This window comes from Streptomyces sp. NPDC102274 (assembly GCF_044766385.1).
GTDB lineage: Bacteria > Actinomycetota > Actinomycetes > Streptomycetales > Streptomycetaceae > Streptomyces.
This window is the reverse complement of the sequence record NZ_JBIWLW010000007.1, coordinates 71,926-85,077: the sequence shown is the minus strand read 5'-3', so window position 1 is coordinate 85,077 and position 13,152 is coordinate 71,926. Positions and strand designations below refer to the sequence as shown.

10 protein-coding genes and 1 tRNA gene are annotated in these 13,152 nt (G+C 73.5%); 3 read left to right on the top strand and 8 right to left on the bottom strand.

The features are described from left to right. Window positions 1–2: 2 nt before the first annotated feature. A complete protein-coding gene (locus ACIRQP_RS12130; protein ID WP_403887348.1) occupies window positions 3–212 on the top strand; it encodes a hypothetical protein in 210 nt (69 codons plus the stop codon). Further along, window positions 209–1,591 (top strand): MFS transporter, encoded by a 1,383-nt coding sequence (locus ACIRQP_RS12125; protein WP_403887345.1) that lies wholly within the window; start codon window positions 209–211, stop codon window positions 1,589–1,591. The genes ACIRQP_RS12130 and ACIRQP_RS12125 overlap by 4 nt, the downstream gene beginning before the upstream one ends. Here the strand turns inward: ACIRQP_RS12125 and ACIRQP_RS12120 are convergent. The 5 genes from ACIRQP_RS12120 to ACIRQP_RS12100 form a co-directional block, all read right to left on the bottom strand. Continuing rightward, window positions 1,545–2,339 (bottom strand): S16 family serine protease, encoded by a 795-nt coding sequence (locus ACIRQP_RS12120; protein WP_403887342.1) that lies wholly within the window; start codon window positions 2,337–2,339, stop codon window positions 1,545–1,547. The genes ACIRQP_RS12125 and ACIRQP_RS12120 overlap by 47 nt on opposite strands. Window positions 2,340–2,484: 145 nt before the next feature. Then, window positions 2,485–3,126 (bottom strand): IclR family transcriptional regulator, encoded by a 642-nt coding sequence (locus tag ACIRQP_RS12115; RefSeq protein ID WP_403887339.1) that lies wholly within the window; start codon window positions 3,124–3,126, stop codon window positions 2,485–2,487. Window positions 3,127–3,465: 339 nt separating this feature from the next. Beyond that, window positions 3,466–5,253: a DEAD/DEAH box helicase gene (locus ACIRQP_RS12110; protein WP_403887336.1), complete on the bottom strand. Its 1,788-nt coding sequence runs from the start codon at window positions 5,251–5,253 to the stop codon at window positions 3,466–3,468. A gap of 154 nt (window positions 5,254–5,407) precedes the next feature. Then, window positions 5,408–6,265: an aldo/keto reductase gene (locus ACIRQP_RS12105; RefSeq protein WP_403887333.1), complete on the bottom strand. Its 858-nt coding sequence runs from the start codon at window positions 6,263–6,265 to the stop codon at window positions 5,408–5,410. Window positions 6,266–6,422: 157 nt separating this feature from the next. Beyond that, window positions 6,423–7,922: an MFS transporter gene (locus ACIRQP_RS12100; RefSeq protein ID WP_403887331.1), complete on the bottom strand. Its 1,500-nt coding sequence runs from the start codon at window positions 7,920–7,922 to the stop codon at window positions 6,423–6,425. A gap of 199 nt (window positions 7,923–8,121) precedes the next feature. Between ACIRQP_RS12100 and ACIRQP_RS12095 the strand changes: the two genes are divergently transcribed. Then, window positions 8,122–8,196, top strand: a tRNA-Cys gene (locus ACIRQP_RS12095). Between the two features lie 129 nt (window positions 8,197–8,325). On the opposite strand, the gene ACIRQP_RS12090 is transcribed toward ACIRQP_RS12095, so the two are convergent. Genes ACIRQP_RS12090 through ACIRQP_RS12080 form a run of 3 tightly spaced genes read right to left on the bottom strand, consistent with a single transcriptional unit; the run spans window position 8,326 to window position 13,075 of the window. Then, window positions 8,326–10,641 (bottom strand): xanthine dehydrogenase family protein molybdopterin-binding subunit, encoded by a 2,316-nt coding sequence (locus ACIRQP_RS12090; RefSeq protein WP_403887328.1) that lies wholly within the window; start codon window positions 10,639–10,641, stop codon window positions 8,326–8,328. After that, window positions 10,638–12,182: a 2Fe-2S iron-sulfur cluster-binding protein gene (locus tag ACIRQP_RS12085; protein WP_403887325.1), complete on the bottom strand. Its 1,545-nt coding sequence runs from the start codon at window positions 12,180–12,182 to the stop codon at window positions 10,638–10,640. Before ACIRQP_RS12085 ends, ACIRQP_RS12090 begins: the two co-directional genes overlap by 4 nt. Continuing rightward, window positions 12,179–13,075 carry an FAD binding domain-containing protein gene (locus tag ACIRQP_RS12080; protein ID WP_382521145.1) on the bottom strand — a complete coding sequence of 299 codons (897 nt, stop codon included), beginning with the start codon at window positions 13,073–13,075 and terminating at the stop codon, window positions 12,179–12,181. Before ACIRQP_RS12080 ends, ACIRQP_RS12085 begins: the two co-directional genes overlap by 4 nt. Window positions 13,076–13,152: the final 77 nt, after the last annotated feature.

Here is a 13,152-nt window from a genome sequence, read left to right as displayed (position 1 = left end):
CCGTGCACCCCGCCACGCACCCCGACATACATCTCCGGCTGCACGCCCAGCGCGCCGCCGAACTGCGCCACGAGGCCGCCGGGTTCCGCCGCCGCCCGCCGCGCGCGAACCTCCGTACCCGACTCGGCTGGTCCCTGGTCGAGTTGGGGCTGCGCCTCGTCAACCGGCCGGCGGTGTCCGGGCGTCGGCGCGTACGGCCGTACGCCGCATGACCCCGACGGCCGGTACCGGAGCCGGGTCGGGGACCGAATCCGGACCCGGAGCCGGACCCGTACCCGGCGGGCAGGGCCCCGCTTACGACCGGCGGCCCTTTGTCGCCACCCTCGCCGCCAACACCATCTCCATCGCCGGGAGTTCACTCACCCTGATCGGGGTGCCGTGGTTCGCTCTCCAGACCACCGGCAGCCCGGCCAGAGCCGGGGTCGTCGCCTTCTGTGCGACGCTGCCGGTCGTCGTCTCCGCTGTCGTCGGCGGTCCGGTCATCGACCGGCTCGGGCGGCGGCGGGTCTCCGTCGCCTCCGACCTGATCTGCGGACTCGCCGTGGCCGCGGTCCCGCTCCTGCACTTCGCGGGCGTGCTGGAATTCTGGATGCTGTGCGCGCTGATGGCGGTCAGCGGCCTCGTCCACACCCCGGGGATCACCGCCCGTTTCGTCCTCCTGCCGGACCTCGCCGAACGCGCCGGGACGACCCTGCCACGCGCCGCGAGTCTGTACGACGCGGCCTCGCGCGGCGCGCGCATGATCGGCGCCGCGCTCGCCGGACTGCTGATCGCCGTCGTGGGCGCGGAGGCGGTCCTGCTGCTGGATGCCGTGACCTTCGTGGCGTCGGCGGCGCTGATAGCCGCCGGAATACGGGGGATACGGGCGGCTGAGCCACAGCGTCGGGCCCCGGTCTCGCTCGCGACGTACCGCACCGAACTTCGCGAGGGCTACGACTTCCTGATCCGTACGCGGCTGCTGCTCGGCATCACCGTGATGGTGATGATCACCAACGGTCTTGACCAGAGCTGGAGTTCGGTCCTGCTACCGGTCCATGCCCGGCAGGAGCTGGGCGGATCGGCCGATCTCGGGCTGCTCACCGCGCTGTTCGGCGGGGCGGCGCTGCTGGGGGCCCTGCTGTACGGGGCGTACGGCGAACGCTTCCCGCGCCGCGTCGTGTTCGCGGGCGCCTTCCTGCTCTGCGGGGCACCGAAGTTCACCGTGGCGGCGCTCACGGACGGGACCGTCCCGCTGGCGGTGACGATGGCCGCGGGCGGACTGGCGGCCGGCGTGCTCAACCCGATCCTCACCACTGTCACCTACGAGCGGGTGCCGGACGCGCTGCGCAGCCGGGTGTCCAGTGTGACCACGGCGGGAGTCGAGCTGACCATGCCGCTCGGCGGTCTGGTCGCGGGCCTCCTGGTCGAGCGCGCGGGACTGAGCAACACGCTGCTGGCCGTCGGCGGCGTCTATCTCCTGGCGACGCTGAGCCCGCTGGTCTTCCCTGCCTGGCGCTCCATGGAACGGATCCCGGAGAGGGCGAAAGCCGCCCCGGTCAGCGACCTCAGCAGCTCGGCACCCGACCCGTCTCGCCCCGCGCCAGCGCCGTGAGCGCCGACACCGCGCTCTTCAGCGTGCTGACCGGGATCAGCCGCATCCCCTTCGGCAGCTCGGCCCCGGCGTCCCCGCATTCAGCCTTCGGGACGAGGAAGACCGTGGCGCCGTCGCGCCCCGCCGCCTGGGTCTTCAGGGACACCCCGCCGACCGCGCCGACCTTGCCGTCGCCGCTGATCGTGCCCGTACCCGCGATCTTGCGGCCGCCGGTCAGATCGCCGCCCGAGCCGTCGCCGTCGAGTTTGTCGACGATGCCCAGGGCGAAGAGCAGACCGGCGCTGGGGCCGCCGACGTCGGCGAGATGGAGGCTGACGTCGACGGTCTTCGGGTCCTTGCCGAGCAGGTCCAGGGCCGCCTGGGTCGCGGAGTTCTGGGACTCCACCATGTCGTGGGTGTTGTGCCGCTCGATCTCCTTGTCGGACTCCCCGGACGGGTAGACCGCGTCACGCGGCAGCACGGCGCGGTCTGTACGGAACCAGCCCTCGACCACGTCGCCGAAGTCGACATCGGCGGAGGGGCCGGTCGCCACGATGGTCGTCATCCGCAGCTGCCCCTCGGTCTTCCTGGTGGGCGTCCCGCTGATCGTGATGATCTGCCGGCCCTGGTCCGTACCGAGGACATTCGCGGTCATCCCCGGCTGTGCCACGGAGTACGGCAACGGCGCGACCCCGACCACGGCGAACAGCACGACGATCGGGACGGCGCAGAGGGCGAGGGCGCCGGGGCGCGAGAGGCGAGAGAACACGAGTGTCAATCTATCTGGCGCGGTCCGGCGCCCTGGACGGCGTGTCCGAGCGCCCGGTCGAACCGCCCGGTGCGCCCGGTCGTGCGGACCGTCCGGTGCGCCCGGTGCGCCCGGTCGGACCGTTCGGCAGCCGCCCGGTCGGACCTCAGCGCAGCGCGTCCGCCACTTCCCGGGCCGCGTCCACGACCCGAGGCCCCACCCGATCGGGTACGGCGTCCGCGAGCATCACCACTCCCACGCTGCCCTCTATCCCGGTCACCCCGATCAGCGCGGCGGCGGCGCCGCTCGCACCGGCCTCCAGCTCACCGTGGGTGAGGGTGCAGCGCGGCTCGGTGAGGGCGGCCTGACGGGCGGCGAGTATGGCCTTGCCCGCGGCGCCCCGGTCGAGCGAATGACGGAAGCCGGCCCGGTAGGCGACGTGGTAGTCGGTCCAGGTCGGTTCGACGACCGCGACGGCCAGCGCCTCCGCCCCGTCCACGAGCGTGAGATGCGCGGTGGCGCCGATGTCCTCGGCGAGCGAGCGCAGGGCGGGCAGGGCGGCCTCCCGTACCAGCGGATGCACCTGGCGGCCCAGGCGCAGTACGCCGAGGCCCACCCGGGCCCGGCCGCCGAGGTCGCGGCGGACCAGGGCGTGCTGTTCGAGGGTGGCGAGCAGTCGGTAGACCACCGTCCTGTTGACACCGAGTTTGTTGGACAGCTCGGTGACGGTCAGGCCGTGATCGGTGTCGGCGAGCAGTTTGAGGACGCGCAGTCCCCGGTCGAGCGTCTGGGAGGTCTCCGCGGTCACGACGCCTTCTCCTTCGGAGTGAGGCCGCCGGCGGGCCTCGGCACCACCGGCTGCACTACGCGGCGGAGTTGCCACGGAGCGTTTACATTGCGGGGACACTAACCACGGACACCGCTCAGCGGAAGACCTCGTCCAGAATCCGGGCACAGGAAGAGAGTTGATCCCTATTCGCGGACAAAATCCGACAGAACGAGGAATTGGATTGATCATTCGCGCCATACCGGACGTCTTCGGAGGCGAAGACGGCCGCCGACCGCTCCGGCGGCGGCCACCGCGTACGGAAACCCCTACGACCTCTCTCGATCACCGCTACGGCGGCCGACGGAAATCTCCACGGCATCACCGCATCCGGGTGGCCCACTCCTGAACCTTCGCGATCCGCTCCCGGATCTGCCCCGCCGTCGCCTCGGCGCTCGGCGGCCCGCCGCACACCCGGCGCAGCTCCGTGTGGATCACGCCGTGCGGCTTGCCGCTCTGGTGGACGTACGCGCCGACCATCGTGTTCAGCTGCTTGCGCAGCTCCAGCAGCTCCTTGTGGGAGACCACGGGCCGGCGCTCGGCCGGCAGCTCCAGCAGATCCGCCTCGGCGTCCGGCTTCTTGCGGCTGTGCGCGATCTGCCTCGCCTGCCGCTTCTGGAGGAGCAGTTGCACCTGGTCGGGCTCCAGCAGCCCGGGGATACCGAGGTAGTCCCGCTCCTCCTCGCTGCCCGGGTGGGCCTGCATGCCGAATTCGGCGCCGTCGTAGAGCACCCGGTCGAAGACGGCGTCGGACTCCAGCGCCTCGAAGGGCAGCATGTCCTGCTCGCCGGTGTCCTCATCCTGCTGCTTCTCGGCCTCCGCCATCTCCTTCTCGGACTCGGCGTAGGGGTCCTCCTCACCGTTCTTCTTCGGCTTGTCGAGCACATGGTCGCGCTCGACCTCCATCTCGGCGGCGAAGCCGAGCAGGCCCGGGATGGTGGGCAGGAAGACGGACGCGGTCTCGCCGCGCCGCCGTGAACGTACGAAACGGCCCACGGCCTGCGCGAAGAAGAGCGGGGTCGAGATGGTGGTGGCGTACACGCCGACGGCCAGGCGCGGTACGTCGACGCCCTCCGACACCATCCGGACCGCGACCATCCACCGGTCGTCGCCCTCGCTGAATTCATCGATCCGCTTCGACGCGCCGGTGTCGTCGGAGAGGACGACGGTCGCCTTCGAGCCGGTGATCTCGCGGATGAGCTTGGCGTACGCGCGCGCCGAGTCCTGGTCGGTCGCGATGACCAGACCGCCGGCGTCCGGGATGCCCTTGCGCACCTCGGTCAGCCGCTGGTCCGCGGCGCGCAGCACGTTGGGCATCCAGTCTCCGCGCGGGTCGAGCGCGGTGCGCCACGCCTGCGAGATGGCGTCCTTCGTCATGGGCTCGCCGAGCTTGGCCGCGATCTCGTCACCGGCCTTGGTGCGCCAGCGCATATTGCCGCTGTAGCTGAGGAAGATGACGGGCCGGACGACACCGTCGCCGAGCGCGTTGCCGTACCCGTAGGCGTAGTCGGCGGCCGAGCGGCGGATGCCGTCGTTGCCCTCCTCGTACGCCACGAAGGGGATGGGGTTGGTGTCGGACCTGAACGGCGTGCCGGTCAGCGCGAGCCGCCGGGTCGCGGGCTCGAACGCCTCAAGACAGGCCTCGCCCCAGGACTTGGAGTCGCCCGCGTGGTGGATCTCGTCGAGGATGACCAGGGTCTTGCGCTGCTCGCACCGGTTGCGGTGCAGCATGGGCCGGACCCCGACGCCCGCGTAGGTGATGGCGACGCCGTCGTACTCCTTGCTCACCGGCCCCGCGGAGTAGTCGGGGTCGAGCTTGATGCCAATGCGCGCGGCGGCCTCCGCCCACTGCTTCTTGAGGTGCTCGGTCGGCGCGACGACGGTGATCTGCTGGACGACATGGTGGTGCAGCAGCCATGAGGCGAGCGTCAGGGCGAAGGTCGTCTTCCCGGCGCCGGGGGTGGCGACGGCGAGGAAGTCGCGCGGCTGCAGCTCCAGATAACGGCCGAGCGCACCCTCCTGCCAGGCACGCAGCTTGTTCGCGGTGCCCCAGGGGGCGCGACCCGGGAAGGCGGGTGAGAGGTGGTGGGAGGCGGCGGTAGTAGTCACGGTCTCCGGTTCGGGCGCGGGTTGGCGGGGTCGGGCAGGGGTACGTACGACAACCGGGCCACCCTACCGGTGGCCCGGCGCGACCCTCGTACGAACGGGACGGGGGACGGCCAGGTGCGACGGGCGCCACATTCCGTACGGCGGGGACGGGGCGCTACACCTGATCGGCCGGCCGGTCGGGGCGGGCGAGACCGGCGAGACGGTCGCGGTGGGCCGGGGTCAGGCGGAGGTCCGCCGCGGCGACGTTCTCCTCCAGATGGTCGATCCGGGCGGTGCCCGGGATCGGGAGGATGACCGGCGAGCGGTCGAGGAGCCAGGCGAGCGCGACTTGCGAGGGGGTGGCGTCGAGCTCGGCCGCCACGGCGGTGATCTCGGCATCGGCCCCCGACTTCCCCCAGGCGACGGGCCGCCACGGCAGGAACGCGATCCCCGCCGCCTCGCAGGCCGCGAGCACGGACTCGTGCTCGCGGTCGAGCACGCTGTAGCGGTTCTGTACGGACACGACGTCGATGATCTCCCGCGCCTGTTCGAGCTCGGCGACGGTGATCTCGGACAGCCCGAGCCGGCCGACCTTGCCCGCGGTCAGCAACTCCCGCAGCGCGCCGAGCTGGTCGGCGAGGGGCACCTCAGGGTCGATGCGGTGCAGCTGGAGCAGTTCGAGCCGCTCGACGCGCAGTCGGCGAAGGGCGTTCTCGACCTGGTCGCGCAGGACTTCCGGCCGGCCGTCGAGCCCCCACTCGCCCGATTCCGCCGATCGCGCGACGCCGACCTTGGTGGTGACGAGCAGCCCGTCCGCGTAGGGGTACAGGGCCTCGGCGAGCAGTTCCTCGTTGGCTCCCCCGCCGTACAGATGGGCGGTGTCGATCAGTGTGACGCCCAGCTCGACGGCCCGCCGGGCGACGCCGAGGGAGACCTCGCGGGCCGGTCCCGGCTCCGTCGGCAGCCGCATCGCCCCGAATCCGAGCCGCCGTACGCTCAGGTTCCCGCCGATACGAAACGTGGTCGCTGTCATCGTGCTGTCTCCGCCCCCTCGGTCAAGGGGCCCACGCTAACAGGGCGGTCGAACGTGGCGTGGGCAGTGCCCAGCGGGTCCGTGCACGTGCTCAGCGGTCCGTATCCGCGGTCGGCGAGTGTCCGTATCCGCGGTCAGTGGGGGTCCGTATCCGCGGTCAGTGGGTCCGTATCCGCGTCGCCACCCACACCCCGACCAGCGCCACCGCGGCCATCGGCAGAAACACCGCGGCGAAGGCCGCCGGGTGGGATCCCGCCGCGCCCGACGCGGCCAAGGAGGCGTGGCCGCCCACCGCGCCGCCGCCCAGGGCCGCGAACGCCGCGCCGCCCGCCGCCAGCAGGAGCACGTTCGACAACCCGTCGGAGATCTGGAGCGCGGCGGAGTTCGCGCCCGCCTCCTCCGGCGCCGAGAGCTTGAGCAGCAGCACGCTGGTGGAGGCGATCACGGCGCCCATGCCGAGACAGCCGAATGCCCAGGCGACCGCGACGATCCACACCGGTACGGACTCGACGAGCACGCTCGGCACGGTCGCGATCGACAGGGCGACCAGCACCATCCCGCCCGCCATCAGCCGCTCGCGGTACGGCTCCAGGCGCGGCCTGGACTGGACGTACGAGCCGAGCGCCCAGGTCGCGCCGCCCACCGCGAGCGAGAGCCCGGCCATCGTCGGCGACAGCCCGCGCTGGGTGACGAGCATCAGCGGTACGAAGCTCTCGGCGGCGATGAAGGCCCCGGCGGCGACCCCGCGCAGCAGCACCACGGAGGGCAGCCCGCGCGCCGCGCGCCAGGTGCCGTGCGGCAGCAGCCCGAGGACGGCGGGGACGAGGAACGCGGCGCCGGCCAGCGCCGGGAGGAGCGAGAGCCAGCGCAGATCCTGGCCCGCGTACTGGAGCAGCCCCGCGCCCAGCGAGATCCCGAGCGCGAGCCGGATCCGGCGCCGGTCGAAGGACGGGACGGGCCCGTCGGCATCGGCGGGCCCCGACGCCTTGCGGCGTATCGCGGGCAGCGCGAGCGCCAGCGGCAGCACGACCAGGACCGGGATACCGATGAAGACCCAGCGCCAGCCGAGGTGTTCGGTGACGGTGCCGGAGGCGAGCGGTCCGACGACGGAGGGGATCACCCAACTGGCGGCGAACGCGGCCATGATCGAGGGCCGCAGCCTCTCCGGGTAGGCCCGGCTGACGACGACATAGAGTGCGACGATGACCAGCCCGCCGCCGAGGCCCTGGACGGCGCGGCCGAGGATGAACAGCCACATGGTGCCCGCCGTGCCCGACAGCAGCAGCCCGGCCCCGAAGGCGCTGATCCCGGTGGCGAGCGGCGCGAGCGGCCCGCTGCGGTCGGCCCACTGGCCGGAGAGCACCATGGCGAAGAGGCTGGTGGTGAAGTACGCGGAGAAGGCGAAGGCGTACAGCGGAATCCCGTGCAGCTCCCGCGCGGCGACGGGCATCGCGGTACCGACGGCGGTCGCCTCGAAGGCGATGAGCAGGACGACGGAGACGATGCCGATACTGAGCGCCCGGTGCTGAGGCCCCAGCACACCGCCTTGTCCCGGAGCGTCGCCCCGGCCGAGAGCCGGGGATTTCCGCAGGGGGTCCGCTACGGCGGATATGTCGGCGGGAGCGACATCGGCGTCGCGTGGGTCCAGGGCGGTCATGGGGTCAGCGTAAGGGGCACAGCCCGGATATGGCCCTGTCGTAGGGCTGATCGGATCTGGTCCCTTGGGCGTACGCCTCCCCCGGCCCCACCGGCCCGCCGCCCACCATGAACGGAGTGTGGCAGTCGCGTTGCGGCCCGCCCGGACGCCTTGAGCCCCGTGCGCCACCGGCCTACGGTCAATGACAGGAGACAAACATGGCCGTGTGCCCGAGTGGTTCAGGGGCTCGCCTGCAAAGCGAGTTACGCGGGTTCGATTCCCGCCACGGCCTCCAGGAACAGCGCGAGCGGCCGCCCCCGGGGATTCCGCGGGCGGCCGCTCGGTGTCATGGGCGCCCCGGGACGGCCGTCCGGCGGAAGACGCCCGCCGGGCCGCGCTCCCGTACGACCGCGCCGCGACCGCGCTACGTAGCCGCCGGCGCCGCCGCCACCGCCGCCTGGGGGCGGATCGGGAGGCGGCTGATGGGCCGGCCCGTCGCCGCGCGGACCGCCGAGGCGACCGCCGCCGGGGACGTGACCACCGGAGCCGCGCTCGCGGGCTTGGCGCCGAAGGGGGCCACCACGTCGCGCTCCTCGACCAGCTTGACGATACGGATGTCCGGCGCGTCCAGGGACGTCGGAAGCGCGTACCCCGTGAGGTCGGGGCGGCGGACCAGACCGCGGGTCGTACGGAGGTTCTCCGTCAGGGCCGTGCCGATGCCCTGCGTGACGCCGGCCTCGATACGGGTGGCCAGCTGCGCCGGGTTGAGGACACGACCGACGTCCTGGGCCACGGCCATCTCCACGACCCGGATCGAGCCCAGCTCGATGTCGACGTCCACGACCGCGCGGATGGCGCAGAAGGCCAGCCCCACGAAGGCGTCGCCCTGGCCCGAGGCGTCGAGGGGTTCGGTCGGGTGGGGGCGGCACTGTGCCGTCGCCCAGAGTTCCTTGCCGTCCATCGCCTCGGTGACCGTCGTGGACAGCACACCGTCGTACGAGGTGATCTTGCCGTCCGTGATCTGGAGCAGCTCGGTGGACATCCCGAACTTGTGGGCCAGCGGCTGGAGCAGCTGCGTACGGACCATCTTCGCCGCCCGCTCGACCGCGCCGCCCGAGACCCAGGTGTGCCGGCCGTGGGCGGCCGGACCCGCCGGAGGCTGGTCCGTGTCGACGGAGGCGACATGGACCTCCTCGATGCCCAGCGTCTCCTGCACGATCTGCCGGGCGAGGGTGGCGAAGCCCTGGCCGGTCTCGACGGCCGCGCAGATGACCGTGGCCACGCCGTCGTGCACCTTGACGGTGGCCGTGGAGACCTCGTCCGCGCCCTCCGCGCCGAGCATATGGACCATGCCGAGCGCGTAGCCGACGCCCCGGCGTACGGCCCCCGGCTCGCCCGCGCCCTCGGGGCCGCCGGGCAGCAGCCAGGCCGCCTCGGGGGTGTCCTTGGGGAGCGGGGGCAGCGGGAAGTCGCGTACGGAACGGAGCAGTTCGGCCACGGGCGCCGGGCAGGTCACCGTCTGGCTGGTGGGCAGGATGTCGCCGGTGGCCAGGACGTTGCGCAGGCGCAGCTCGGCCGGTTCCACCCCCAGCTTGGCCGCCAGCTTGTCCATCTGGCCCTCGTACGCCGCGCACACCTGCATCGCGCCTTCGCCGCGTACATGGCCGGAGGGCGGGTTGTTGGTGCGTACGGCCCAGCCCTCGATGAAGGCGTGCGGGACGACGTAGGGGCCGCAGGCGAAGGCGACCGCCGCCGCGAGGGACTCGGACGAGGCGTCCGCGTACGCCCCCGCGTCCAGCAGGATCTGGGCCTCGACCTTGACGAGCCGGCCCTCGGCGTCCGCGTGGTGGCGGTAGCGCAGCAGCGTGGGGTGGCGGTGGGCGTGACCGAGGAAGGACTCCTCGCGGGTCGCGGCGAGTTTGACCGGGCAGCCGGTACGCAGCGCGAGCAGGCCGAGGGGGATCTGGAAGCCCGGGTCCTCGCGGTCGCCAGTGGCGCCGGGGACGCCGGTGACGACGACCTTCACCCGGTCCGGCTCCAGGCCGAAGCAGGCGGCGGCCAGATCGCGGTCGGTGTGCGGGTCGGTGGAGGCGGTGTAGATCTCGACGCCGCCATCGGGCCTCGGCACGGCGAGGCCCGCCTCGGCGCCGATGGGCGCCGGGTCCTGGCGGCCGATGCGGTACAGCCCCTCCACGACGACCTCGCCGGTGATCTCCGGATCGCCGTAGCGCAGCGGGATATGGCGGATCAGATTGCCGTCGGGGTGCAGCGGCTCGGCGGCGAACGCCTTCTCGGGGTCGGTCACCGGGTCGAGGACCTCGTACTCGACGGCGATCGCGGCGGCGGCGAGCCGGGCCGTGTCGGGGTGGTCGGCGGCGACGGCGGCGATCGCCTCGCCGTGGTGGCGTACGACCTCCGAGGCGAAGACGGGACGGTCGGCGATCCGCCTGCCGTACGCCGAGTCGCCCGGCACGTCCTCGTGCGTGACGACGGCGCGTACGCCCGGCATCTCGGCGGCCGCGGCGGTGTCGACCGAGACGATACGGGCGTGCGGGTGCGGCGAGCGCAGGATCGCCGCCCACAGCAGGCCCTCGGCCCACAGGTCGGCGGCGTACGGGAACGTGCCCTCGGTCTTCGCGCGCGCGTCGGCCGGGGGGAGGGATGCGCCGAGGCCGTGCGCGGGCGGCTCCTGCTGGGGGCCGTCGAGCGTCGGGGTCCCGGTGGCCGCGTCGTTGCTCACGCCATGCCTCCGTCGGGCGAGTGCGGGGGGGTGTGCGGGCCGGTGTGCGGGGGCTGGACGCCGCCGGCCCCGGGGGGTGCCTGGTGCGGGATTCGGGCTTCCTCGGAGGCCGCGGCGGCGGCCTCCGCGCTCGCCCTGCGCCCGGCGACGACCTCGCTCACCGCGTCGAGCACGCCGCGGTAGCCCGAGCAGCGGCAGAGGTTGCCGCAGAGCGCCTGGCGGGTCTCCAGCTCGCTGGGGGCGTGGTTGCCCTCCAGGAGGTCGTGGACGGTCATGGCCATGCCGGGGACGCAGAACCCGCACTGCACGGCCCCGCACTTCGCCAGCGCCCGCTGGACGTCGGAGGGTTCGCCGTCGGCGGCCAGCCCCTCGACCGTACGGACCTCGGAGCCGGCGGCGGTGGCGGCGGGGACGAGACAGGAGGCGACGAGCCGGCCGTCGACCTGGACGTTGCAGGCGCCGCATTCGCCCTGGGAGCAGCCGTCCTTGGCGCCCGCGAGGCCGAGGCGCTCGCGCAGCACGTACAGCAGCGACTCGCCGATCCAGGCGTCGGTGACGGGACGGTCGGCGCCGTTGACGCGCAGGACGTAGGAGCCGGAGGGGTGTTCGGCGCTGTCGCTGCTGCTGGTGAGGGGCGCGGGCTCGGGCTCGGGTTCCGGCTCGGGTTCCGGCTCGGGTTCCGGCGCGGCCCCGGATTCCGGTCCGTGCTCCGGTCCCGGCGCGGTCTCCGCTCCGTGCTCGGGCTCGGCCGGGATCTCGGGGACGGTCTCGGGCGCCGCCTCGGGCACGGTCCCCGGGCCGGGCTCGTGCGCGAGGTCCGGTACGGCGTCCGGCAGGGCGGCGGACGGCTCGGGCTCCATGGCCTCCGGGACGCCCGGCACCCCCGGTGCCTCGACGCTCTCCGGGACGGCGAATCCGCCGGCGTCTCTGCCGGGCGGTGCCGGTTCCGTCGCCCACGGCGCGGCGGCGCCGCCCGGCAGAGTCGCCGGCGGGCTGCCGCCGTTCCACTGGGACGCCAGCACCGACTTGCTGAACTCGCCGGATTCGTCCGGAAGATCCCCCTGGGCGATCGGGATCGTCCACTGCCCGGTCAGCTCGGATCCACCCGCGGGGTCCCCCGCCGCGGCCTGCCCGGCACCCGCGACCGCCCCGGCGTCGGCGCCGTTACCGGCGCCCGTGTCGCTGAAGTTCCACTGGCCCGTCGCCTGCGGGTCGTAGCCACCGCCGGGCCCGTAGCCACCGTGGCCGTAACCGCCCTGCGCGTACCCGCCCTGGACATAGCCGCCCTGCTGCGGGTCCGGCCACTGGACCCCGCCCTGGGCGTCGGCCGCCGACGGGTCGAGCTGTGCCGGCGGCACGATCTGCGGCGGTACGTACCCGTGCCCCGGCGCGGCCAGCGGAGCGTCGAAGACGTCCTCCGGGGGCAGTTGCACGAAGGCGGTCGACTCGCCGTCGTACTCCCCGCCCTGCGGGACCGGCTGCCAGCCGCCCTGGCCCTCGGGGGCCCCGGAGCCGGTACCGGAGTTCTCGTTGGTGGTCACGACAGCGCCCTCCCCAGTGCTCGTCGGGCCAGTGCGGCGACCGTGCGCCGCAGATGCAGTACGGCGGGCGACGGCGGGGGCACTTCGCCCCCGTCGGCCGGCGCGGGCGGGTCCGGGATACAGGCCGCGGCGACGTACTCGCCGAAGGCGGCGAGCGCCTCCTGCGCGAGCCCGCGCGCGCCGTCCCAGTCGATCAGCGAGGCGATCCAGCGCTCCGCCTCCAGCGGGCGCAGCGGCATCGGGGCGATCGCGCCGACCGCGCACCGCACCCCGCGCCGCGCCGGGTCCAGTACGACGGCCACGGACGCGGTGGCCCGGCCGGGCCCCGTCCGTCCGGTCGCCTTGAGGAAGACCTGGGGGGCGTGCAGCAGGGGCACCCGCACGAAGCCGATGAGTTCGGCGGGCGCGAGCATCTCGCGCCCTGCCAGCAGATGCGAGACGGGGATCTCACGGCGCGCGCCGCCGGGCCCCCCGATCACCAGATCGGCCTCCAGCGCGGCGAGCACGGGCAGCGCGTCGCCGGTCGGGGCCGCGGTGGCGATATTGCCGCCGAGCGTCCCGGCGTTACGGATCTGCGGCGGGCCCGCCGCGCGCGCGGACGCGGCGAGCGCGGGGATGAGGGCCGCGAAGTCCGGTCTGCCCATGCGCGCGTGGGTGAGACCGGCGCCGAGCAGGGCGTGACCGTCCTGGTAGTGCCAGCCGCGCAGCTCGCTGATCCGACCGAGGCCGACGAGTCCCGCGGGCCGTAGCTGGCCCTTGTTGACGGCCGCCATGAGATCGGTTCCACCCGCGACGGGCACGGCGGCAGGCATCGCGGTGAGCGCCGCCACGGCCTCGTCGAGCGAGGCCGGCAGCGTCACGAACTGCGCCGTCTGCGGTGCGTGCGTGGTCAACCCAGCTGCCCCTTTCCGGTGTCCCGGTGTCCCGCCTGTGTTGCCGTACCGTACGTGCTCACAGACCGGACGTGGCA

Bases quoted from the DNA above. Each gene is read 5' to 3' on its own strand.
- ACIRQP_RS12105 (WP_403887333.1), bottom strand. From the start codon at position 6,265: ATGACAGCGACCACGTTTCGTATCGGCGGGAACCTGAGCGTACGGCGG.
- ACIRQP_RS12100 (WP_403887331.1), bottom strand. From the start codon at position 7,922: ATGACCGCCCTGGACCCACGCGACGCCGATGTCGCTCCCGCCGACATA.
- ACIRQP_RS12125 (WP_403887345.1), top strand. From the start codon at position 209: ATGACCCCGACGGCCGGTACCGGAGCCGGGTCGGGGACCGAATCCGGA.